We start from the raw sequence: 23,281 nt of genomic DNA, 5'->3' as shown, positions 1-23,281 counted from the left end.
ATCCGGCTGATAAAGTGCGCGACACCCTCCTCCGGACGTCCCGATGACAGCGAACCGCCTGCGACAGCGCCTCAGGGAGGAATGGCTGCTGTGGCTGTTCGCGGCGTTGGCGCTCGCGCTGGCCCTGCTCGATCCGCAGCCGCTGGCAAACTACCGGCGCTGGCTGCAGTTGCCGACGCTGGCCGGCCTGGCGGGCCTGCTGATCACGATCCAGGGCATCCGCGACAGCGGGCTGGTGCAGCATGCGGCGGCGGCCGTGGCGGCGCGCGCACATTCGCTGCGCAGCCTGGGCTTGTTGCTGGTGGCCGCCACGGCGCTGCTGTCGATGGTGCTGACCAACGACGTGAGCCTGTTCCTGATCGTACCGCTGACCCTGGCGATCGGCGCCATCTCGAACCTGCCGGTGTTGCGCATGGTGGTGCTGGAAGCGCTGGCGGTGAACGCGGGCTCCACCCTGAGCCCGATCGGCAACCCGCAGAACCTGCTGCTGTGGCGGCACTCGCGCTTGCCTTTCCTGCATTTCGCCGCGGCGATGCTGCCGGCGGCCACAGTCATGCTGGTGCTGGTAGCGGCGTTCACGCTGCTGTGGCTGCCGCGCGAGCGGGTGGCCCTGGCGCCGGAGCGGATCGATGGCCGGATAGTGTCCGCACGGCTCGGCGCGTGGTCGATGGCGGCGCTGGTGGGCATGGTGCTGCTGATGGAATACGGTCATGCACCGCTGGGCGCCACGCTGCTGCTGGCATTGTTCGCCCTGTTGGCGCGACCAAGCCTGGCACGCATCGACTGGCTGCTGTTGCTCACCTTCGCCGCAATCTTCCTGGGCCTCGGCCACTTTGCCGAGCTACCGCTAGTGCAGCGGATGCTGGGCCGGCTCGATTTCAGCCAGCCGCTGACCCTGTACGCCGGCGGCATCGTCGCCTCGCAGCTGATCAGCAACGTGCCGGCGACGGTGCTGCTGCTGGAACGCACGCCCGACGCGACCGCGCTGGCGGTGGCGGTGAACGTGGGCGGCTTCGGCGTGGCGATCGGCTCGCTGGCGAACCTGATCGCGCTGCGCCTGGCGAAGCAGCCGCACAGCCTGCGGCGGCTGCACCTGGTGTCGGTCCCATTCCTGCTGGTGTGCGCGCCGCTGGTGTACCTGGCTTGGCGCTGGTGCGGGTAGCGGGGATTCGGGATACGCAAAAGCAGGAGTATCGCCCGCGAGCGGGCTCCTACCGATTCCCGATTCCCGATTCCCGATTCCCGATTCCCGGCCCTCAACCGCCGTCATGCGGCACGCTGACCTTGCCCTTCACGCCCGAGTGGTTGATGTCGCCACTGCCCTTGGCGCCGAGGCTGAGGTCGCCGCCGACGCCGTTCACGCTCAGGTCGCCGGAGCCCAGCGTGTCGGCATGCACGCTGCCGCCGACGTTGCGCAGCGTGACGTCGCCCGAGCCGATGCTGCCGATGCGGGCGTCGCCCTTGATGCCGTCGGCCTTGAAGTCGCCCGAGCCTACCGAACCCAGCTCCAGGCTGCCGACGTCGCTGGCGTCGACGTCGCCCGAGCCGACGCTGCTGGCGAACTTGCCAGCCACCTGGGCTACGTGCAGGTCGCCCGACCCCACGCTCGCCTGCAACTGCTGCACGCCGCTGACGTCGGCATCGCCGGAACCCACCCGCACGGTGACCGGCAGGTTCGCCGGCATCTGCACGGTGGCTTCCAGACTCGCGTAGGAGCTGCCGCCGAACAGGCTGAAGTTGAAGCCGCCGCTGTTGCCGATGTCGATCAGCAGCTGGTCGCCCTCGCGGTGCTGGGCGATCTGCAGCTTGTCCAGCGCCGTCTGTTCGGAGGCGCAGGCGCGGCCGCGAACGCTCAGACCCTTGGCGTCGGCGCTGCCGGTCAGGTGCAGGTCGTGGCTGTGCACGTCGACCTGCACGCTGCGCACGCCGGCCAGGTCGAGCTGCAGGTTGCGCGCCGCCTCGTACTTGCACGGGGTGGCAGCGAAAGCGGCCAGCGGGGACAGCAGCAGGGCGGCGGTGAGAAGACGGCGCATGGGTTTCTCCTTGGATGGACGACCCGACTGGGATGCAGCCGGCGGCAGAAAGGTTGCAAGCCTGGCCGGCCCGGTCAACGTGCCCGGGCCGGCCGCGTTTCCTGATCTACCTACCGAGGAGACACACCATGCACCACAAAACCCTGCTTGCTTCCGCGCTGGCCGTGCTGATCGCCGGATCGGCTTCATTCGTGATGGCCCAGAATGCGCCGCCTCCGCCGTCGGCGACTCCGTCCGCGATGGCCGGCAAGGACATGCGCGCGCATCACGGCGACCGTGACCACGGCATGCGCATGCACGCCTTCGACCACCAGCGCAGCGGCGTGATCGGCGACCTGCAAGAGCTGGAGCGTTTGTATATGCATGCCGGCCGCGGCAAGGAGATGGCGGCGGTCTACAACGACGTGCTGGCCAAGTCGCAGGACCCACACGTGCGCGACTATGCCTACCAGCAGCTAGCCCACCTGCAGGCGCAGCCGGCCAACATCGACCAGGCCATCGCCACGCTGCGCAAGGGGCTGGACGAGAACCTGGCCAACGAGGCGAAGATACGCGCCGAGCACGAGAAGATGCACGCCGCCTGGATGCAGCATGCCGACAAGGCGGCACCGGCGGCAAAGTAACTTCCGCAAACGACCGGCGCGACGGCCCGCTGCCGTCGCGTCGGTGCTAGGGCTGGCGCTCCTGCTGCTTGGCGCGTCGCCACAGCTGCTCCTGCTCGTCCAGCGTGCGCTCGGCGAACGCCGTGCCGTCGGCCGCGGCCAGTTGTTCCATCTGCCGGAAGCGCCGTTCGAACTTGGCATTGGCGTGGCGCAACGCCTGCGAGAAATCCACGCCGGCGTGGCGCGCCAGGTTCACCAGCACGAACAGCACGTCGCCGATCTCGTCCTGCAGGCGGGCCGGGTCGGCGCCGTTGGCGAACTCGGCGCGCACCTCGTCCACCTCTTCGGCCAGCTTGGCCAGCACCGGCGCGGGGCCGGGCCAGGCGAAACCCACGGCGGCCGCACGCTGCTGCAGTTTCTGCGCGCGCTTCCACTCCGGCAGGCCGCTGGAGATGCCGGCCAGCGCGCTAGCATCGACCGGCGCGCCCTTATTCGCGCGCTCGGCGGCCTTGATCGCTTCCCACGCCTGCATCTGCTCGTCGAGGTCGGCGTAGCGCGTGTCGCCGAACACGTGCGGGTGGCGCCGCAGCATCTTGGCGCTGATCGCGTGGGCGACGTCGGCGAAATCGAACAGGCCCTGCTCCGCCGCCATCTGCGCATGGAACGCCACCTGCAGCAGCAGGTCGCCCAGCTCGTCGCGCAGATCGTGCCAGTCGCGACGGTCGATCGCGTCGGCGACCTCGTAGGCTTCCTCGATGGTGTACGCCGCGATCGAGGCGAAATCCTGCTTCACGTCCCACGGGCAGCCGCGCTCGGGATCGCGCAGGCGCGCCATGATGGCGAGCAGGTCGTCGAGGCTGTGGCGGGGCGAGTCGCTCATGGCGTCTGCAAGCGGGTAGCCCAGTCGATCGTGAGGTCGCCGACGGCGATGAACTCGGGGTTCAGCAGCGACTCGCCGCGGTTGTAGCGGAACGGCCGGCCGGCCAGGTCGAGCACCGCCCCGCCGGCCTCCTCCAGGACGCATTGCGCCGCGGCGGTGTCCCACTCACTGGTGAGGCCCAGGCGCAGGTAGAGGTCCGCCGCGCCGCGTGCGATCAGACAGAACTTCAGCGACGAGCCCAGTGGTACCAGCTCATAGTCGCTGCCGATCAGCTGCTGCAGCATGCCGCCCTGCACGCCGCCATGCGACCGGCTGCCGGCCACCAGCGGCGGCTGCCCCAGCGGGCGCGTACGGATGCGTTGCCAGGGGCCGTCGGCCTGCGCCTGCAGCCAGGCGCCGTGGTCGCGGGCGGCCACGTACAGCTCGCCGCTGACTGGCGCCAGCACCACGCCGAGCACGCTGCGGTGGTCGTCGATCAGCGCGATGTTGACGGTGAACTCGCCGTTGCGCTTGATGAACTCGCGAGTACCGTCGAGCGGGTCGACCAGCCAGTAACGCGACCAGTGCCGGCGCTCGGACCACGGCAGCGCCTTGGCCTCTTCCGACAGCACCGGCAGCGGCGGCTCGAGCGCCGTCAGCCCGGCCATGATGACCTGCTGGGCGGCCAGGTCGGCGGCGGTCAAGGGCGAGGCATCGGCCTTGGTCTGCACCGCGAAATCGCCGTGGTAGACGTCGAGGATGGCCGCGCCGGCGGCGCGGGCGATCGCGCCAACCTGTCGGGCCAGCCCGGGCGGAATATTTCCTGACGGCGTGCTCATGTGCGCTGGAAGCGCCCGGCGAGATACTCGCGGGCCATGAACAGCGCGGCGATCGAGCGCCCCTCGGTGACGTCGTCGCGGCCCAGCAAGGCAGGCAGCTCGGCCATCTTCCACGGCACCACCTCGAGTTCCTCCGGTTCGTCGCCAACCAGCTTCTCGGGGTAGAGGTCCTGCGCCAGCACCACATGCGCCATGTGCGTCATGTACGACGGCGACAACGACAGGTTGTGCAGGATCTTCAGCTTGTGTGCGCCGTAGCCGACCTCCTCCTTCAGCTCGCGCTCGGCGCCCTGCTCGGCGGTTTCGTCCTGATCCAGCCGACCCTTCGGCAGGCCCAGCTCGTAGCGACCGAGCCCACCGGCGTATTCGCGCACCAGCAACACGGTGTCGTCGTCCAGCATCGGCACGATGATCACCGCGCCCAGGCCGCTGCCTTTCAATCGTTCGTAGGTGCGGCGCACGCCGTTGGAGAACTCCAGGTCGAGCTGCTCGACGTGCAGGAAGTGGCTGTCGGTGACGTCGCGCGTGGCGTGGATGGTCGGTAGTTTGCGCATCCGCCGATTCTAACCTGCCGCGCGGCGCCGCAGCCGTTGCAGGGCCTGCGCGTGGATGGCCGGCGCGCCGGCCAGCACGCTGGTCGTGCCCAGCGCGAGCGGCGCGCCGTCGAGGTCGGTGAATGCGCCACCGGCCTCGCGCACGATCACCGCCAGCGCGGCGACGTCGAGGATGTTCACGTCCGACTCGATCACCAGGTCCAGGCTGCCGCGCGAGAGCAGGTGGTAGTGGCAGAAATCGCCGTAGCCGCGAATCCGGTTGCTGTCGCGGATCAGCGCGCCCAGTGCTTCCCAGCGCACGTCGGCGGTGAGCGTTTTCACGTTGCCGATGGAGATCGAGGCCTGCGCCATCTGCGCCGTATCCGCCACCCGCACGCGCTCGCCGTCGAGCCACGCGCCGTTGCCGGCGCTGGCCCACATCGTCTCGCCGTAGACCGGCGCGCTGGATACGCCGAGCACCAGTTCATCGCCGTCCATCAGCGCGATCTGGGTGGAGAAGAACGGCGTGCGGCGCACGAAACTCTTGGTGCCGTCGAGCGGGTCGACCAGCCACAGCAGGCCACCGCGTTCGCCGTCCAGGCCGAACTCCTCACCATAGATCGACGCCTGCGGCAGCGCCGCCTGCAGCACCTTCCGGATCGCCTGCTCGGCCTCGCGGTCGGCGATCGTCACCGGCGTGGCATCGGGCTTCAGCTCCACCTCGACGCCACGCCGCCAGTAATACCTGATCACCTCGGCCGCGGCCGCGGCGGCCTCGCGTGCGGCCGCCAGGGCAGTTGCGGCGATATCCGGGTTCATGCTGTCTCGCGTCCTTCAGTTCGTGGGTTGGGCCGGCGCACTGCCACTGCCGGCCAGACCGCCGCGCCGCTCGATGCGCACGCTGCCGTCGGCCGCCGGCGGACCCAGCGTGGCCAGCCAGCGGCGCAGGGCCGGGTCAGTCTGTCGGGCGCGCAGCGTCGCGTCCAGTCGCCAGCCCAGCGGGCTCAGCTGGAGCTTGCCATCGGCGTGCAGCGGGCCGTGCCCATCGTCGTGCAGTTGGGCCTGGATCACTCCGCCCTGCGCGCTCGCCTGCGCCAGCAGCGTGCCCAGCGCCACGTCGCCGTCGCGCGTGCGCATGACCGCCTGCGGCCATCGTGCCTGCGCCGCCAGCTGCAGCGGCCAGCCGCCTTGCAGCAGGGCATGGTCGATGTCCAGTTGCAGTTCGCCGCGCGGCTGTCCCAGTGGCGACGCCGCGTAACGATCCAGTGCGGCCAGCTGCACGCGCACGTTCGCCTGGCGTGCTTCGACCCGGCCATCAGCCAAGCGCCGGACACTGCCTGAAAACACCAGTTGCGGCCCCTCGAATTGCAGCTGCAGCCGCCGCTGCCCGAGCAGCGCGCGCCGAGACAGCTGCCACCGCAGTCGTCCCAAGGCCTTTCCGTCGGCGGTCGTCACCGCGCCAGCCCGGCCATCCCACACGCTGCCCTGCACCTGCTGCAGCTGCAGTCCGTGCAGCCGCGGCGCCAGCCACGGCAGCGCCCAGCGCGCCGGCAGGAACCACAGCAGCGTGGCCGCGGCCAGCACTACGCCGAGGCCGATCAGGTATGTCCGCAGTGACTTCAAGCGTGGTTTCCGCAGTGACGCCGCGCGGACTTGAGTGTCCGCCGCCCAGCGCCGATCATAGCCGGATGAACAACCCCGCAAGCGGCAACGCCGCGCTCGCCGCACGCGACCTGCGACACGTCTGGCATCCCTGCACGCAGATGCACGACCACGAGACGATACCGATGCTGCCGATCGTGCGCGGCGAAGGCGCGTGGCTGGTCGATGCCGACGGCCGGCGCTACCTGGACGGCATCAGTTCGTGGTGGACCAACCTGTTCGGCCACGCCAACCCGCGCCTCGCCGCCGCTCTTGCCGACCAGGCACAGCGGCTGGAGCACGTGATCTTCGCCGGCTTCACCCACACGCCGGCGATCGAACTGGCCGAGGAGCTGGTGCGGATCACCCCAGCGGGACTGGACAAGGTGTTCTACGCCGACAACGGTTCAGCGGCGATCGAGGTGGCGCTGAAGATGAGCTTCCACTACTGGCTCAACCAGGGCCATGGCGAGAAGACCCGCTTCATCGCGCTGACCGGCAGCTACCACGGCGAGACGCTGGGTGCGCTGTCGGTGAGCGACGTGGCGTTGTACCGCAAGACCTATGCGCCGCTGCTGCTGACGCCGTTCCTGGCGCCATCGCCGGATGCGTACGAAGGCGAACCCGGCGAGTCCGCCGAACAGACGGCCAAACGCCGCCTCAACGAGTTGCGCGCGCTGCTGGAACGCCATGCCCACGAGACCTGCGCGGTGATCGTCGAGCCGCTGGTGCAATGCGCTGGCGGCATGCGCATGTACCACCCGACCTACCTCGCCGGCCTGCGCGCGCTGTGCGACGAGTTCGCGGTGCACTTCATCGCCGACGAGATTGCAGTGGGCTTCGGCCGCACCGGCACGCTGTTCGCCTGCGAGCAGGCGTCGGTGTCACCCGACTTCATGTGCCTGTCGAAGGGACTCACCGGCGGTACGCTGCCACTGTCGGCGGTGCTGACCAGCGAACGGATCTACCAGGCGTTCTACGCCGAGTACAACGCCGGCAAGGCGTTCCTGCACTCGCACAGCTACACCGGCAACCCGCTGGCCTGCCGGGTCGCGCTGGAGACGCTGGCGATCTTCCGCGACGAGCCGGTGCTGGCGCGCAACCGCGCACTGGCCGCGCACCTGGCGCGGCGGCTGGCACCGCTGCGCGATCATCCTCATGTGGCCGACGTGCGCCAGACCGGCATGATCGCCGCCGTCGAGCTGGTCGCCGACAAGGCCGACCGGCGGCCATATCCCGCGGCGGAGCGGCGCGGCCTGCGCGTCTACCTGCATGGCCTGCGGCACGGTGCGCTGCTGCGCCCGCTGGGCAACGTGGTGTACTTCATGCCGCCCTACGTGGTCAGTACGACCGACATCGACCTGCTGGTCGACACCGCCATCGCCGGCATCGAACACGCCGTGGCGGACTGAACCCGTTTTGCTCAGTGCCCGCGGACGGTGATGCGCGGGTCGAGTTTCTGCAGCGCCCGGCCCAGCTCGGGCTCGCCTGTGCGCTGCAGCTCCTGCAGGGTGTAGCTGCGCCCGTTCACCGGCAGGCAGCGCCCTTGCCTGGCCGGGATATGGCTGCCGGTTTCACGGATGCAGTTGTACTCGTCGGGCCGGGCGGCGGAGGGCGCCGACGGCTGACTGGACGAGCCGGCCGGCCGCGTCGCAGTGGCGGCATCCTGTGCCAGCAATGCGGCGCTTGTGCCGCAGCCGGCCAGCAACATGGCGGAAATCAGAACGAACCTGGACATGGCACCTCCGGCTCGCGGACAGGATGCGGCGAGCGCGCATGGGGAGTGCAGTCCATGCTGATACGACCCGACAGCAGGGGCAAGCGGCGGCGTCAGGCCGTCTCGCGTGCGTTCATCCGCGGGCGTGGCGGTGGTGCACCGCGCTATGCTGGGCGGCCCTTCCCGCCCAACCCGTTCCGATGCGCACGATCCGTATCCACCTCGACCAGCCGCTCGCCGTCGCCGCCGAACTGAACCTGCCGGCACAGGCCGCCGAACACGTCGCACGCGTGCTGCGCATGAACCCCGGCGACCCGCTCACCGTGTTCAACGGCGACGGCCACGACTACGCCGCGATCATCCTCGCCATGGGCAAGCGCGAGCTGAGTGTGCGGATCGAATCGAAGCAGCTCGTACGCAACGAATCGCCACTGCCGCTGACCCTGGCCCAGGGTGTGGCGCGCGGCGAGAAGATGGACCTGATCGTGCAGAAGGCAACCGAGCTGGGCGTGGCGCGCATCGTGCCGCTGCTGACCGAGCGCTCGGAAGTGAAGCTGGACGCCACCCGCGCGGAAAGGCGGCTGGCGCACTGGCGCGCGGTGGTGGCCAGTGCCTGCGAGCAGAGCGGCCGCGCGCGCCTGCCGGAGGTCGCCCCGGCACTGCCGCTGGCGGCCTGGCTGCACGACCTGGCCGACGACGGCGCGCTGCGTCTGGCGCTGCTGCCGGAAGCGGGCCGGGCGTCGCGCGAATTGCGCTTCACCGCGGCTGGCGGCCTGCTGGTGGTGGGGCCGGAAGGCGGTCTGGGCGAGCGCGATGTGGGGGCACTCGGTGCCGCCGGTTTCGAGGGCCTGCAGCTGGGGCCGCGCGTCCTGCGCACGGAAACCGCCGGCCTGGCCGCGCTGGCGGCACTGCAGGCGCTGCACGGCGACGGCTGAGTCCGCCGCCCACCGCAGCGGTTCAGTCGTGCGGGACCGACGACGCCACCGACTCCGCCGGCTCGGCGGCATCGAGCAGGTCCAGCAAGCTCGCCTCGATCCATTCCAGGTCGGGGATCATCGCCACGTCGTCACGCACCAGCACGTGCGCGCGCACGCCCGGCGGCAGCGGCTTGCCGTCGTGGGTGGGAATGATCAGCTCCGCATTCAGCGTGGTCAGGCGTGGGAAACCCCGGGTCAGCACGGCGATGAACGGCAGTTTCGGGTTGCCGCCGAGTGCCTTCAGTACGGCCACGCGCACGATCAGTTCGGCGTCGCCCTCCTCGGTGCCGGCCAGTTGGGTGAACGACACCAGCGGCACCCGCCAGCCGCGCCAGGCGATCCGGCCGAGCAGCCAGGCGGGCGCACCGGCCAGGGGCTCGGGCGTGCTGTGGGTGACCACCTCGGCGATGGTGGCGTTCGGCAGCAGCAGGCGCAGGTTGCCCACCGGCACCAGGACGCAACGGATTTCACGCGGCAGCGGATCACTCATGGAAACACCTCGATCAGGTGCGCCGCCAGTTCGGGCGGCGTACCGGAGAAACTGACCAGTCGTTCGGCAAGGATGCCGCTGACCATGTCGGCGAAATGCTCGCCGGACGACGACTCCACCCAGACCTGTCCACCGCGATCGTGGATGGCCTGCGCGCCGGCCACGGCATCGTTGCCGCGCCCGGCGAACACGATCGCCAGCGCATCGCGCCCGAACGCATTCGCCGCCATGCTCAGGCTGGCGTCGATCGACGGCTCCGGCGGCGCATCGGCGCCGTTCGCCTGCAGCTCGATGCTGCCGTCGCGGCGCAGGCGCACCTGCTGCCCGGCCGGCACCAGCAATACCTCGCCGGGCCTGGCGCGTCCGCCCTTGGCCAGCCGCACCGGCAACGCGCAGTTGGCGGAAAACTCCGCCACCAGCGACGCATCCGACTGCCGGCCCAAATGCTGGGTGAGCAGGAAGGTCTGCCCGGTCGACGCCGGCAACGCGGCCAGGAAGGCGCACACCGCGTCGATGCCGTCGATGGCGGCACCGAGCAGCACCAGTCGGCTCAGCGCACCGTCGAGATCGTCGAGCACCATCTCATGCTCATGCACGTACGCCTGCGGCGCGATGGCTTCCTCCATCGACACTAGCTCGAGGCTCATGCGCGGCTCGATGTCGGCGGCGACCATTTCGACATCAGGCGCGAGAAAGTCGGCAGCGCTCAGCTTCTGGATCCCGAACACCTGGGCATCCGGGCTTTCGGGGGCTTCCGGCGCGGCCTGCGGCGCCTCGTCGTCGACCAGCATCCAGCCCTCGGGGGCACGCACCGGCGATGCCGGCACGGTGGTGAGCGCGACGTCGGTCAGCGGCGACGATGGCAAGGAATCCAGTTGGAACGCCGAGGGCGTCAGATCGGACAGTACCGGCGCCTCTGCCATCGGCAGCGCCGCCGCCCCCCCCGCCGGCGCACCGAAGTTCCCGTCGTGCAGCGCCGGCGGCTCTTCGTCGTCGACGAAACGCAAGCCCGGACCGGCTGACATGTCGTCATCCGCCGGCAGTTCGCCGGAGGCCAGCAGAGCTTCGAGCTCCGCCGCCAGGCTTTCCGATTCCACCGATGCGATCTGACCATGCCGACCGTCGGCGCCATCGCGCGCCGGGACCCCGGCCACCGGTTCGGCGTCGACCGCCACGGCTGGCTCGGCTACCAGCTGCGCCGCTGGCGCGGCCATCTCCGGAGCGGCCATCGCGACGGCCTCGGCCGCAGGCGCTGGCGGCTGCGCCGCCGCGGCCACCTCGATGCCGGGCGCATCGCCCGGTCGCGGCGGGTCGATGTCGCCCCCGGCCAGCACCTTGACCGCCAGATGGCGCGCCCAGCGGGCGCGGTCCCAGCCGGCCAGCGCGCGGCTGGCCTGGGCGTCGTTGAACACCACCCGCGGACAGTCGTCGTCGATCACCTCGTAGAGGCGGTCGAGTGCGTCGTCGGCGCTGTCGTCCAGGTTGACCACCAGCACGTCGGCGCCGACCTGCTGCAGCAACTCGCGGCTGAAGCTGGCGACGCCGCCTTCGTGCACGATCCGGGCGCCGCGCTCATGCAGCGCCTCACGCAGTTGGCTACCCAGCTCGGTGTCGTCGAACAGCAAGGCGACCGCGGGAGCCGTATCAGTCATGAACCGGCTCCACCGCACGCTGCTCCAGCACTTCGCCGATCTGCACCAGCAACTCGGCTTCCTGGTACGGCTTGCCGAGGTAGCGGTCCACCCCGATGTCGAGCGCGCGCTGGCGGTGTTTGTCGCCGCTGCGCGAGGTGATCATGATGATCGGCACGTCGCGCAGCCGCGGGTCGGCCTTCATGTGGGTGGCCAGCTCGTAGCCGTCCATGCGCGGCATCTCGATGTCCAGCAGCATCAGGTCCGGCACGCGCTCGTGCAGTTTCTCCAGCGCGTCCACGCCATCCTTCGCGGTGCTGACCTCGTACTCGTGGCGCTCCAGCACGCGGCTGGTGACCTTGCGCATGGTGATCGAGTCGTCCACCACCATCACCAGCGGCTTGGTCTGCACTTCCTCGACCACCGGCGCCTGCACCGCGCTGAGGCCCTCGGCCAGGCGCTGTTCGCGCCGGATCATGCCGTGGCGGACCAGCGGTGCCAGGTCGAGAATGATCAGCACCGAACCATCGCCCATGATGGTCGCGCCGAGCAGGCCGGGAACCGAACTGATCTGCGGACCGACCGACTTGACCACGATCTCGCGCGAACCGAGCACCGCGTCGATGCGGATCGCCGCACGCAGGTCGCCAGCGCGGGTCAGCAGCAACGGCTGCTGCTCGTCCTCGGTCGGCAGGCCCGGCGGCAGACCCAGCAGTTCGGCCAGGTCGTGGATGCCGTAATCCTCGAGGCCATACTGGAACGAGGGTTCGGCCTCGGCCATCAGCGCGGTCAGCTCGTCCGGGTTGACCCGCGCCACGCCCTGCACCGAGGTTATCGGGATCGCGAACGTGGCCTCGCCGATGCGCACCAGGATGGCCTGGGTCACCGCCAGGGTGAACGGCAGGCGCAGGATGAAGGTGGTGCCCTTGCCTTCCTCGGACTCGATCGACAACGAGCCGCCGAGCTGCTTGATCTCGTTCGCCACCACGTCCATGCCGACGCCACGGCCGGCCAGCTGGGTGACCTGGCTGGCGGTGGAGAAGCCAGTCTGGGTGATCAGCGAGAGCAGCTGGTTGTCGGTCGGCCGGGTCTCGGGGCGCAGCAGCCCGCGCTCGATGCCGCGCTTGCGGATCGCTTCGCGGTTCAGGCCGCGACCGTCGTCGCTGACCCGGATCACCACTTCGGTGGCCTCGCGCGCGACCGTGATGCTCACCACGCCCTCGACCGGCTTGCCGGCCTTGCGGCGCTCGGCCGGAGTCTCGATGCCGTGCGCGATCGCGTTGCGCAGCATGTGCTCGAACGGCGCCTTGATGCGGTCGAGCAGGTTGCGGTCCATTTCGCCGTGGGCACCGTCCACGTGCAGCTGGGCGTGCTTGTCCTGCTCCTGAGCGGCCTGGCGCAGCGTGCGGCGCAGGTTCGGCACCATCGTGTCGAACGGCAGCATGCGCGTGCGCAGCAGGCCGTCCTGCAGCTCGGTGCTGACCCGCGACTGCTGGATCAGCAGCGTCTCGGCCTGGCGGGTCAGCTCGTCCAGCATGCTCTGGATCGACACCAGATCGGATACCGACTCGGCCAGCGCACGCGAGTACTGCTGCAGCTGCGAGTAGCGGTCGAGCTCGAGCGGATCGAACGCCGCCATGCCCGCCTCGCGATGCTCGCGCTGGAAGCGCGCGATGATCTGCGCCTCGGTCTCGATTTCCAGCATGCGCAACTGGCTGCGCAGACGCGCGACGGTCTGTTCCAGCTCGACCAGGTTGAAACGGTAGCCGGCAACCTGCTGCTCCAGCCGCGAGCGGTAGATCGCCACTTCGCCCGCATGGTTGACCAGGTTGTCGAGCAGGTCGGCGCGAACGCGGATCTGCTCCTGCGGGGAGCGCACTTCCTCCTCTGCTTCCGGCATCAGCTCGGGCAGCCCTGGCTCGCCCGCCGCGGAAACGGCCGGCGACGATGCGGTCGGAACCGACGCCGGCGCCGGCATCGCGGCGGTCGCGTCGTCGGCCAGCACGGTTTCGCCGGCCAGCTCCAGCAGGTGGTCGATCATCGCCCGCGGGTACTCGGTTGCCTGGCCCTGCGCCACCCGCTGCACCAGCGCGTGCAACTGGTCGAAGCTGGCCTCCAGCGCGGCGATCAGCGGCCCGGTCCTGGACACATCGCGGATCGGCTCCTCCAGCAGGGTCTCGATCGCATGGCTGAGGTCGCCCACCGCCGTCAGCCCGGCGATGCGTGCGCCACCCTTGAGCGTGTGCAGGTCGCGCTGCAGTTCCGGCACGTGCACCAGTTCGGCCGGTTCGGCATGCCACTGGGCCAGCACGTCGTCGGCGTGGTCGAGGATCTCGCGCGCCTCGTCGATGAAGACTTCCATCAGGTCGGCGTCGATCTGGCCGGACCCGGCCAGGGCATGCGCAGGCTCCGGCGTCACGGTGCCGGTCGCTTCTTCGCTGGTCCGGCCCGCTGCCGCCTGTTCGGCCGCCTGCTTCTCTGCGGCTGCCTGCGCTGCCGCAGCCTGCTCGATCGCCAGTTTCTCTGCTGCCGCCTGCGCCGCCGCGGCCTGCTCCGCCGCCAGTTTCTCCGCTTCCGCCTGCGCCGCCGCGGCCTGCTCGGCCGCCAGTTTCTCCGCTTCCACCTGCGCTGCCGCGGCCTGCTCCGCCGCCAGCTTCTCCGCTTCCGCCTGCGCTGTCGCAGCCTGTTCGGCTGCCAGTTTCTCTGCTTCCGCCTGCGCTGTCGCAGCCTGTTCGGCTGCCAGTTTCTCTGCTTCCGCCCGCGCCGCCGCGGCCTGCTCGGCCGCCAGCTTTTCGGCAGCCGCCCGCTCGGCATCGGCCCGCTCGGGCTCAAAGGCGCCCAGTGCCGCCACCAGCTCGGCGGTCAGCTCGGCGTGTTGCGCATCTTCCAGATGGACCTGCGGGATCTCGCCGGCATTGGCCGGGGCATCGGCGGGCGCCGTCCCGGCCCGTGCCGCCGCGGCGTCGGCCATGCCGGCCGCCAGCGAGTCGGCGATGATCGCCTGGTAGGCCTCGGCCTCGTCGGCCTCGTCGGCCTCGTCGGTCGCACCGGCGCTTTCCGCCGACTTGGCCTCGTCGGCCTCGTCGGCCTGCGGCTCGAACACGACGTGCGCCACCTTCGACTCGGGGTAGCGGTCGCGCAGGCTGGCGATCTGCGCGGTGAGCGCGTCGGCGTCCGGCAATTGCGGCTCGGCCGCGTCGAACTGGCTCATCACGCGATCGACCACGTCGACCGCCTGGCCCAGCAGGCGCAAGCCCTCGGACGACAGCGGCAGGTTGGCCGCACGCAGGCGCTTGAACAGGCCCTCCAGCGGCGACAGCAGCTGCGTCAGCAGCGGAATGTCGACCATCGCGATCGCCCCGTGCAGCGTGTGCACGGCGCGCAGCAGTTCCTCGCCGATCGGCAACTCGTCGTCGCTGCGCTGGATCGCGGCGCGGATGGTCTGCAGGTACTGCGCCACCTCGCTGCGCAGGATCTCCAGCAGCACCGGGTCCACCGGCGGCATCACCGGCATCTCCACGGCGTGCTCGGGTTCGATCGGCTCCGGGGCGGCGCCCACTCCGGCCAGGCCCGCTGTGGGTATGGATTCGGCCGCCGCGTCGAGACGCGGCACGCGCCGGCGCACGATGCGGCGCACCGTCTCCATCGCGCGTGGTGCGTGATCCTCCACCCACGCCGGGTTGCCGGCCGCGAGCTGTTCGGCGGTATGCATGATCGCGCCGAGCGGTGCGCGTGGCATGCCTTCGCCCTTGAGCGCGGCCAGTAGCTGCGGCAGCGCGTCGATCGCATGACGCACCAGCGCCTGCACGTTTTCGTCCGGCTGGATGGTGCCGTCCAGCACGCGGTTGAGCATGTCCTCCACTTTCCACGCAAACTCGCCCAGCACGCCGGCACCGACCAGCCGGCCCGAGCCCTTCAGCGTGTGGAACGAGCGGCGGATGCCGACCAGCGCCGCGCTCTGCGCGGGGTCGGCCAGCCAAAGCTGCTCGGCGCTGCGCAGGTTGTCGATTTCCTCCTGCATCTCCTCGAGGAAGATCTCGCGGATATCGTCGTCGATGCCTTCGGCATTGACGTTGAAGTTGGTGTTGTCCGCCAGTGCGTCGCGCACCGGCACCTGCTCGACCACCTCTTCCTCGATCTCGATCCAGTCCTCGCCAGCCTCGTCGGCCGCGGCGCGATCCGCGCCGGCCGGGGTGGCGGTTTCGGTCTGCGCCAGGCGCAGCCCGTCGAGATCGTGGACGGCGGCGGCAAGCGGCTGGCTGTCACCGACGAAGAGTTGCCTCAGGTCCTCACCCGGCAGCAGGCTGACCGACTCGGACAGTTCCAGATGTTCTCCGTCCACAGCCGCGGATGCGACCGGCGCCGCCTCGGACGCCAGCGGCGCGGCGGATGCCACGCGTGCCGACAGCAGCGGCCAGTAGCCGAGCAGGCTCAGGCTGTGCTCGGCCACGTCGAGTATGTGTTCCAGGCCGCCGCGATGCTCGCGCGCCGCCTCCAGGTAATACTCCAGCGCCGCCAATGCGTCGGCCAGCTGGTCCATCTGCGCCCCGCTCGGCACGCGGCGGTCGTCCAGCAGTTCGTTGCCGATGAAGCGGCCTACGCCCTGGGCCAGTTCGGCCGGGCGCGGCGACGACAGCATGTGCATGGCACCGGCGACTTCGTCCATCAGCTCCGGCGCACCGGCCAGACGGCCGTGTTCCCAGCCGGATTCGACGAACGCGACGATCGCGTCCTTGACCTTGCCGGTGTTGGCGATCGCCTCCTGCATCAGCGTGGTTACCACGCCCAGCGCTTCGCTGCGCGGCAGGCTGGGCATGACCTGGCTCGTGCCCGCTTCGTCCTCGGAGCCCAGGCTTTCGATGTGGTCGTCCAGCGACGCTTCGACGTACAGCAGTGCGCCGGCCACGTCGAGCAGGGTTTCCTCGTCGGCCTGGCGCATGCGGTTGGCGATCTCGTCGAGCACCCGGCGCTGCTCGGCGACCACCCGGCGCGGCACCGACAACGCCAGCATGCCGAGCGTGTCGCCCACGCGTTCGAGTACCTCGCCCTGCGCCGCCAACTGGGCCGGGTCGCCGTTCTGCTGGCGCAGGAACAGGTCCAGCGCCTCCTTGACGCGCAGCAGGTCGTCCTTCAGCGCGCGCGAGACGGAATCGAGCAGGGCGCGGTTGTGCCCGGCCATCGAGCCGCGCGCGTGCTCCAGTTCGCCGGCATCGGGCAGCAGCGTGTCCAGCGCATAGATGTCGCGCAACAGCTCCATCTGCGGACTGCGTTGCTTGGCTTGCGCCACGATGTAGAGCAGCTTGCGGGCCACGTCGTCCGCGTCGCCGCCGCGCAGGCTGGCTTCACCTTGTTCGATCAGCAGCCGGATGTTGCGGTCGACCTTGCCGATCAGCTGGCGGATTTCGCCGGCCTGCCCCTTCAGCACGCCCTGTTCCAGGCCTTCCAGCACCCCGGCGGCGATCCACCACAGGCGCCGACCATGCACCTGATGACAGCGCGCGGTGATCGCCAGCAGGGTCTTGCGCATATTGACCAGTTGCTGCGCGACGTTCTGTCCGCGGAACCAGCCCAGCAGCTGCTGCTGGAAGCGCAGGCGCAGCTCCACCAGCTCGCCTCGATGCGCCTCGGCGTAGGCTTCGCTCATCGCCGCGGGCGCCTGCTCCGGCAGGAACGCATCCAGGTTGGGGTGGAACATCGCCGATTCGGGCAGCGGTTCCAGTTCGCGGCTGGCACGCAGGTCGTTGAGCAGCGGCAGCAGCACCACCGGCACGTCGCGGTGGCCGCTGGACAGCCGCTCCAGGTAGTCGGGCAGCTGCATCAAACCGCGCATCAACGCGGCATAGGCTTCTTCGCGATAGGTGACCTTGTCCGCCAGCAGGGCCAGGGCAAGCGCCTCCATTTCCGCCGTGACCGTCGCCGCGCCATACAGCTCGACCATCTGCAGGGTGCCTTGCACCTGGTGCAGGTGATCCACGCAGGTGCGCATGTAGTCGCGCTTGCCCGGGTTGTCGACGTACGACTCCAGCGCCTCGCGGGCGATCGACAAGGTGTCGTCGAGTTCCGGCTTGACCCACTGCAGCGTGGTGAAATCGATGTGGTCTTGAAGTCTCATGCGCCTCTCTCAACGGTTGCACAACGCAAGCATCCTGCAACCAGTGAGACTGCCCCCTGTCTTGTGCTTTGCTCAATCGGGCCGGCAACCGGCCCGGCCGATGTCAACCCGGCAGCTTGAAGTGCGCCACCGAGCGCCGCAGGTCGCTCGCCAGTTGCGCCAGCGTACCGATCGAGTCGGCCGTCTGGCTCGCGCCCTGCGAGGTCTGCGAGGTGATCTCCTGGATTGCGTTCATCGACACCGAGATATCGGTCGCCGCCGCGGACTGCTCGCGCGCCGCGGTGGAGATGTTCTGAATCAGCGCGGACAGGTCGTGCGACACGCGCTCGATGTCGCCCAGCGCGCTGCCGGCGTCTTCCGCCAGACGTGCGCCGGCGACCACCTCGGCGGTGGTCTGCTCCATCGAGTTCACCGCTTCGTTGGTATCGGACTGAATGGTCTGCACCAGCGTCTCGATGCGCTTGGTCGCGCTGGTGGAGCGTTCGGCCAGTCGCTGCACTTCGTCCGCCACCACCGCGAAGCCGCGACCCGCCTCGCCGGCCGAGGCCGCCTGGATCGCTGCGTTCAAGGCCAGGATGTTGGTCTGCTCGGCGATGTCGTTGATCAGTTCCACGATCGAGCCGATCTCCTGCGAGGATTCGCCCAGTCGCTTGATGCGCTTGGAGGTCTCCTGGATCTGGTCGCGGATCGAGTCCATGCCGGAGATCGTCTCGCGCACCACTTCGGCGCCGTGCGAGGCGATCTTCACCGAGCGCTCGGCCACGTCGGCCGACTCGGCGGAGTTCTTCGACACGTCGTCCATCGAGCTGGCGATCTGGTTGATCGCCGAGGTCGCGGTGCTGATCTGCTGTGCCTGCTGCTCAGCCGCGTTGGCCAGGTGGCGGGCGGTGGTCTGGGTTTCCTGCGCCGAGGACGACACCTGTTCGGAGGTCTCGTTGATGGTGGTCACCAGCGATCGCAGCTCGTCGATGGCGTAGTTCACCGAGTCGGCGATGGCGCCGGTGATGTCCTCCGACACCGTGGTCTTCACGGTCAGGTCGCCTTCCGCGAGCGAGCCCATTTCGTCCAGCAGGCGCATGATCGCCTCCTGGTTGCGCTGGTTCAGCTCGGTACTCTGGGCGAACCGACGGCGCTGGTCGCGCACCAGGGTGATGACCAGCAGCAGGGCGAACGCCACCGCGGCGATCGCGCCCAGCAGGCCCCACCACACGTTCGGGAACAGCCGGCGCAGCGGCAGCTTGCCGATCTGCTCGGACAGGTCGTTCGCGCGCAGCAGCACGGTCTGCGAATCCAGCGAGGCCTGGTTGCCCGCCCGCTTCACGTCGGCGATGTTGCCGGCGGCGGCGACCAGCCTGGCCACCGGGTCGGCCAGCTGGGCCCAGCCGGCATCCATGTCGGTGAGGATCTTGCGCGCGTTGGCGTCGTTGATCGGGCGCACGCCGCTGTCCGGGTTGCCCTCGATCAGGCCCTTCAGCACGTTGCCGTACAACTGCGCGTCGCGCGACAGGCCGTCGGCCGCCGACTGGGCGCTGTCACCGCCCTGCAGCACTTCCTGCACGCGGCGGATGATGCGGTCGGCGGACAGCATCTGGCGCGAGGTGCCCAGCATCTGCTCGGAGCTGCCGTTGCGCTGCTGCAGAATGTTGACCACCTGTTCCATGCTCGAGTTGAGCAGCGGCATCTGCTGCGCCAGCGTGCGCGCGCGCTGGCCGGAGTCGAGCACGACGGCCTTGTTGGAGAGGATCTTGCCGATGTCGGCGTCGAGCTGTTTCCACGACGCATCCAGCGCGCTCACCGCGCGGCCGGCGGGCGTGGCGTTGTTGTCCGCGTACGGCTGCATGCCGCTCTTGGGGTCGCCCTTGCCCAGCCGCTGCACGGCGGAGTCGATCGCGTTGCGGGTGGATTCGAGCTCCTTGAAGGAGTCGGTGTTGCCGTCCGCCGATTCCAGCGCGAACTTCGCCGTCTGCTGCGACAGCACCTGGATCTGCGTGGTCAGCGCGATCGCCTGGCGATCCTCGCCGTTCTTCTGGTTGAGCAGGAAGAAGTCCAGCGCCGCGAAACCGATCGCAATCAGCAGCAGGACAATGAGTGCGGTATACCCGCGTTCCCTGCTGACGCCCCCTGTAGTGCTCATGTTCACCTCATCCGTCTAGCTGATTACGCTGCCAGCCCCGCACAGCGGGTACCGGCCAGGGAATGCTTGCCCCAAGTTTTCGGCCCGCGCCGGCGCCGAACCTTCTTGCCACTGCAGCCCTGCCCCGGGGTCAGGCCGCGGCCTGCCGGAAATCCGGTGCGCGTACCAGCCGGTTCATGCTGAAAACAGCCAACTGCTGCTCACCCACCCGGCTGTCGACGAAACGGGCCAGTCGCGGATCTTCCTCGCGCCCCGCCTCACGCCGCTGCTCCTCGTCCACCGTGCGCTGGCCGAACACCTCGTCCACCAGCAGCGCCACGTTGCCGCCGCCCTGGCGCACGACCAGCAGGCGGCTGCGGTCGGTGTGCTGGGTGCGGTCGCCGAACAGGAAACGGCCGAAGTCGATCACCGGCACCAGGTTGCCGCGCACGTTGGCCACGCCGAGCAGCCAGGGCTGGGTGCCCGGCACCGGGGTGAGCGGGGGAACCGCCAGCAGTTCGTTGATCTCGTCGATGCCGCTGACCAGCAGGCGCGAACCGACCCGGAAACCGATGCCGCGCCACAACCCGGGCGCTTTCAGCTTGTCCTGCGTATCCGATGCATGCGCCAGCGACAGTCGCTCGTAACGGGCCAGGATCTCGAACGGAGTGCGGTTGACGGACGGGTTCATTTCTCGCTCGGCAGCAATTCGTTGATGCACGCCAGCAGCTCCTTCTCGTTCACCGGCTTGGTGATGAACGCGCGGGCGCCCTGGCGCAAGCCCCACACGCGATCGGTCTCCATCGACTTGGTGGTGATCATCACGATCGGTACGCTCTGGGTCTTCGGATCGCGGGTGAGCGTACGCGTGGCCTGGAACCCGTTCATGCCGGGCATGATCACGTCCATGATGACCAGGTCGGGCATGTCGACGCGCACGCACTCGATGCCCTCCTCGGCCGTGCTGACGGCGACGACCTGATGCCCGGCCCGCTCAAGCAGCGTGGTGAACACGCGCACGTCGGTCGGCGAGTCGTCGATGATGAGAATGGTGGCCACTGGTCCCCCTCGGAAGCTGCAGTCAGTGGCTCGATACCGTGCTGACGTGGCGATGGATGGCACCAAGCAACTCGTCCCGGGTGAACGGCTTGGTCAGGTATTGCTCGGCGCCGACGATGCGGCCGCGCGCCTTGTCGAACAGGCCGTCCTTGGAGGACAGCATGATCACCGGCGTGGCGCGAAACTGCGGGTTGTTCTTGATCAGTGCGCAGGTCTGGTAGCCGTCCAGCCGCGGCATCATGATGTCGACGAAGATGATGGCGGGCTTCTGGTCGGAAATCTTGGCGAGCGCCTCGAAACCGTCGACCGCGGTCAGCACCTCGCAGCCCTCTTTTTTCAGCAGGGTTTCCGCCGTGCGGCGGATGGTCTTGGAGTCATCGATCACCATGACTTTCAGACCGTCCAACTCGTTAGCGCTCATGTTCAAATTCACTACTCCCCCTGCGGCCCGCCCCGAGCTCAGGATAGTCATCAAGACATGCAACGGCCATGCCGGATGGTGCGCATGCAAAAAATGTCGAAACAACCAACAACAACCGCGCTAAGGCGGTGAATCCAGTAGCTTTGCTGTTTACTGCCTGCCCGCCAAGACTGTCAAGCAATAATCAACGCACCGAGGACCACCATTGCCGGGTGCCCCATAGTGGCACCATCTGGCCACTGACGACAGCGCGGGTCTGCCGGCCTCGTCGCAATTCGGCGCCCCGGCCGGCGCCGCCTTAGTATATCGACCGGACATAACCGCCTTGAGACGCCTGCCGGCCCCACGGCGAGCCACCCTCGGAGAACCACCATGACCCTTTCGGTCGGCATGCTGATGGACCCCATCGGCGCGATCAAGACAGCCAAGGACACCAGCTTCGCGATGTTGCTGGAAGCGCACCGCCGCGGCCACTCGCTGCACTATTTCGAGCAGGGTGACCTGGCGCTGCGCGACGGCGAGCCATGGGCGCGGATCGCCCCGCTGGAGGTGCGCGAGGACCCGCAGCGCTGGTTCACGCTGGGCCCGGCGCAGTGGCGCGACCTGCGCGAGCTGGACGTGGTGCTGATGCGCAAGGACCCCCCGGTCGACGCCCAGTTCATCTACGATACGATGGTGCTGGAGGCGGCCCAGCGCGGCGGCGTGGCGGTGGTCAACGACCCGCGCGCGCTGCGTGACTGCAACGAGAAGCTGTTCGCGCTGGCCTTCCCGCAATGCATCGCGCCGACCCTGGTGTCGCGCGACGCGGGCGAACTGCGCCGGTTCACCGCCGAACACGGCGAAGTGGTGCTGAAACCGCTGGACGGCATGGGCGGGCGCGGCATCTTCCGGGCCCGGACCGGCGACGGCAACCTCAATTCCATGCTGGAAACCCTGCTGGGCGGCGGCCCGCACGGCGAAGGGCGGCAATTCACCATCGCGCAGAAGTTCATCCCGGCGATCAGCGCCGGCGACAAGCGCGTGCTGGTGGTCGATGGTGAGCCGGTGCCTTACGCGCTGGCACGGATCCCGCAAGGCGACGAGTTCCGCGGCAACCTGGCCGCCGGCGGGCGCGGCGTCGGCGTGCCGCTGTCCGAGCGCGACCGCTGGATCGTCAGCCAGGTGGCGCCCGAGCTGCGCCGGCGCGGCCTGCTGTTCGTCGGGCTGGACGTGATCGGTGACTACCTGACCGAGATCAACGTCACGTCCCCGACCTGCGTGCGCGAACTGGACGCGCAGTTCGGGCTTAACATTGCCGGCCAGCTGTTCGACGTCATCGAACGGCACGTCACCGGAAACCGCAACGCGTGAGCGCCACTGCAACCGCCCCTTCGCCGCCCGATCCGATCGGCGCCACCTTGCTGTTCTCGCTGCTGCTGCACGGCGTGCTGCTGCTGGGCATCACCTTCCATTTCGTGAAGCCCTCGCCCAGCCTGCCCACGCTGGACGTGACCCTGGTCAACGTGGCCAACCAGCAGGCGCCGGACAAGGCGGATTTCCTGGCCCAGGCCAACAACACCGGCGGCGGCCGCAGCGACCGCGCGGCGCGACCGTCGGACCTGTTCTCCGGCGCGATCCCCAGGCCCGACCCCGGCATCGCCGCGCAGCCGGTCGAAGCCGCCACCCCGCAGCCGCGCGAAGCCACCCCGATGCGCATGGTCACCACCCGCGGCGCCAGCGATTTCCGCGTGACCAGCGATACGGCGCAGAGCGCGGTCCACCCGCACGAACAGGCGCCCGCCGCCGCCGAGCTGGAGCGCCAGCAGGCGATCGCCCAGCTGGCCGCCGAGCTGCGCCAGAAAAAGGTGGCCTACGCCAAGCGGCCGAAAGTGAAGTACCTCACCGCCAGCACGCGCGAATACGCCTACGCCGCCTACATACGCGGCTGGTCCGACCGGGTCGAGCGGGTCGGCAACCTCAACTACCCGGAGGAGGCGCGCCGCCGCGGCCTGCACGGCGACGTGCTGCTCACCGTGGTGCTCAACCTCGACGGCAGCATCAAGAGCATCGAGGTGATCCAGAGCTCCGGCCAGAAGATCCTGGACGCCGCCGCCGAGCGCATCGTGCGCCTGGCCGCGCCGTTCCCGCCGGCGCCCAGGAGCGCCGAACGTGTCGACGAGATCAACATCACCCGCACCTGGCGCTTCCAGCCGAACAACGTGCTGCAGACGCGCTGAACGAAGGCAACCGATGCCTGCGCCGGGCACGCGCTGCG

20 protein-coding genes are annotated in these 23,281 nt (G+C 69.3%); 6 read left to right on the top strand and 14 right to left on the bottom strand.

What is annotated here, in order from left to right; translation table 11 throughout:
* Nucleotides 1-43: 43 nt before the first annotated feature.
* Entirely contained in the window at nt 44-1,162 is a 1,119-nt protein-coding gene (locus tag LRK53_RS05815) for an SLC13 family permease (RefSeq protein WP_027493048.1), read from the top strand.
* 94 nt (nt 1,163-1,256) lie between these two features.
* On the opposite strand, the gene LRK53_RS05810 is transcribed toward LRK53_RS05815, so the two are convergent.
* A complete protein-coding gene (locus LRK53_RS05810) occupies nt 1,257-2,033 on the bottom strand; it encodes a DUF4097 family beta strand repeat-containing protein (protein WP_027493049.1) in 777 nt (258 codons plus the stop codon).
* A gap of 128 nt (nt 2,034-2,161) precedes the next feature.
* Here LRK53_RS05810 and LRK53_RS05805 point away from each other — a divergent pair, with 128 nt between their 5' ends.
* The gene (locus LRK53_RS05805) at nt 2,162-2,656 is read left to right on the top strand and encodes a hypothetical protein (RefSeq protein ID WP_027493050.1); all 495 of its coding nucleotides are present in this window, start codon (nt 2,162-2,164) and stop codon (nt 2,654-2,656) included.
* Nucleotides 2,657-2,702: 46 nt separating this feature from the next.
* Here LRK53_RS05805 and mazG read toward each other — a convergent pair whose 3' ends face one another.
* The 5 genes from mazG to LRK53_RS05780 are packed head-to-tail and all read right to left on the bottom strand — an operon-like array spanning nt 2,703 to nt 6,489.
* Nucleotides 2,703-3,515: a nucleoside triphosphate pyrophosphohydrolase gene (gene mazG, locus LRK53_RS05800; RefSeq protein ID WP_027493051.1), complete on the bottom strand. Its 813-nt coding sequence runs from the start codon at nt 3,513-3,515 to the stop codon at nt 2,703-2,705.
* On the bottom strand, nt 3,512-4,333 hold the full coding sequence (gene cysQ / locus LRK53_RS05795; protein WP_027493052.1) for a 3'(2'),5'-bisphosphate nucleotidase CysQ: 822 nt from the start codon (nt 4,331-4,333) through the stop codon (nt 3,512-3,514). Before cysQ ends, mazG begins: the two co-directional genes overlap by 4 nt.
* Nucleotides 4,330-4,887, bottom strand: coding sequence for an ADP compounds hydrolase NudE (gene nudE, locus LRK53_RS05790; RefSeq protein WP_027493053.1), 558 nt, complete (start codon nt 4,885-4,887; stop codon nt 4,330-4,332). The genes cysQ and nudE overlap by 4 nt, the downstream gene beginning before the upstream one ends.
* Nucleotides 4,888-4,896: 9 nt before the next feature.
* Nucleotides 4,897-5,685 carry an inositol monophosphatase family protein gene (locus LRK53_RS05785; RefSeq protein WP_027493054.1) on the bottom strand — a complete coding sequence of 263 codons (789 nt, stop codon included), beginning with the start codon at nt 5,683-5,685 and terminating at the stop codon, nt 4,897-4,899.
* A 15-nt stretch (nt 5,686-5,700) separates the two neighbouring features.
* The gene (locus tag LRK53_RS05780) at nt 5,701-6,489 is read right to left on the bottom strand and encodes a type II secretion system protein N (protein ID WP_027493055.1); all 789 of its coding nucleotides are present in this window, start codon (nt 6,487-6,489) and stop codon (nt 5,701-5,703) included.
* 65 nt (nt 6,490-6,554) lie between these two features.
* Between LRK53_RS05780 and LRK53_RS05775 the strand changes: the two genes are divergently transcribed.
* Entirely contained in the window at nt 6,555-7,919 is a 1,365-nt protein-coding gene (locus LRK53_RS05775) for an adenosylmethionine--8-amino-7-oxononanoate transaminase (protein ID WP_027493056.1), read from the top strand.
* An 11-nt stretch (nt 7,920-7,930) separates the two neighbouring features.
* Here LRK53_RS05775 and LRK53_RS05770 read toward each other — a convergent pair whose 3' ends face one another.
* On the bottom strand, nt 7,931-8,245 hold the full coding sequence (locus tag LRK53_RS05770) for a hypothetical protein (RefSeq protein ID WP_051257591.1): 315 nt from the start codon (nt 8,243-8,245) through the stop codon (nt 7,931-7,933).
* Between the two features lie 179 nt (nt 8,246-8,424).
* On the opposite strand from LRK53_RS05770, the gene LRK53_RS05765 reads away from it, so the two are divergent.
* Nucleotides 8,425-9,159, top strand: a complete 735-nt coding sequence (locus tag LRK53_RS05765) for a 16S rRNA (uracil(1498)-N(3))-methyltransferase (protein WP_235642558.1) — start codon at nt 8,425-8,427, stop codon at nt 9,157-9,159.
* Between the two features lie 22 nt (nt 9,160-9,181).
* On the opposite strand, the gene LRK53_RS05760 is transcribed toward LRK53_RS05765, so the two are convergent.
* From LRK53_RS05760 to LRK53_RS05730, 7 genes are all read right to left on the bottom strand, one after another.
* Complete coding sequence (locus LRK53_RS05760) at nt 9,182-9,691, bottom strand: chemotaxis protein CheW (RefSeq protein ID WP_027493058.1); 510 nt, start codon at nt 9,689-9,691, stop codon at nt 9,182-9,184.
* Nucleotides 9,688-11,343, bottom strand: coding sequence for a chemotaxis protein CheB (locus LRK53_RS05755; RefSeq protein WP_027493059.1), 1,656 nt, complete (start codon nt 11,341-11,343; stop codon nt 9,688-9,690). Before LRK53_RS05755 ends, LRK53_RS05760 begins: the two co-directional genes overlap by 4 nt.
* A complete protein-coding gene (locus tag LRK53_RS05750) occupies nt 11,336-17,434 on the bottom strand; it encodes a FimL-related protein (RefSeq protein WP_027493060.1) in 6,099 nt (2,032 codons plus the stop codon). The genes LRK53_RS05755 and LRK53_RS05750 overlap by 8 nt, the downstream gene beginning before the upstream one ends.
* A 103-nt stretch (nt 17,435-17,537) precedes the next feature.
* Complete coding sequence (locus LRK53_RS05745) at nt 17,538-19,568, bottom strand: methyl-accepting chemotaxis protein (RefSeq protein ID WP_027493061.1); 2,031 nt, start codon at nt 19,566-19,568, stop codon at nt 17,538-17,540.
* Nucleotides 19,569-19,698: 130 nt separating this feature from the next.
* A complete protein-coding gene (locus LRK53_RS05740; protein WP_027493062.1) occupies nt 19,699-20,238 on the bottom strand; it encodes a chemotaxis protein CheW in 540 nt (179 codons plus the stop codon).
* Complete coding sequence (locus tag LRK53_RS05735; RefSeq protein ID WP_027493063.1) at nt 20,235-20,606, bottom strand: response regulator; 372 nt, start codon at nt 20,604-20,606, stop codon at nt 20,235-20,237. The genes LRK53_RS05740 and LRK53_RS05735 overlap by 4 nt, the downstream gene beginning before the upstream one ends.
* A gap of 22 nt (nt 20,607-20,628) precedes the next feature.
* Nucleotides 20,629-21,069: a response regulator gene (locus tag LRK53_RS05730; protein ID WP_425476890.1), complete on the bottom strand. Its 441-nt coding sequence runs from the start codon at nt 21,067-21,069 to the stop codon at nt 20,629-20,631.
* Between the two features lie 330 nt (nt 21,070-21,399).
* Between LRK53_RS05730 and gshB the strand changes: the two genes are divergently transcribed.
* Together gshB and LRK53_RS05720 are read left to right on the top strand one after the other, a co-directional pair.
* Nucleotides 21,400-22,377, top strand: coding sequence for a glutathione synthase (gene gshB / locus LRK53_RS05725; protein WP_027493064.1), 978 nt, complete (start codon nt 21,400-21,402; stop codon nt 22,375-22,377).
* A complete protein-coding gene (locus LRK53_RS05720) occupies nt 22,374-23,243 on the top strand; it encodes an energy transducer TonB (protein ID WP_027493065.1) in 870 nt (289 codons plus the stop codon). Before gshB ends, LRK53_RS05720 begins: the two co-directional genes overlap by 4 nt.
* The last annotated feature ends 38 nt before the right edge of the window (nt 23,244-23,281 follow it).

This window comes from Rhodanobacter thiooxydans, assembly GCF_021545845.1.
In the GTDB taxonomy this organism is placed as follows: Bacteria; Pseudomonadota; Gammaproteobacteria; order Xanthomonadales; family Rhodanobacteraceae; genus Rhodanobacter.
Note: the sequence above shows the minus strand (reverse complement) of the source record. Positions and strands in the feature narration are given on the sequence as shown.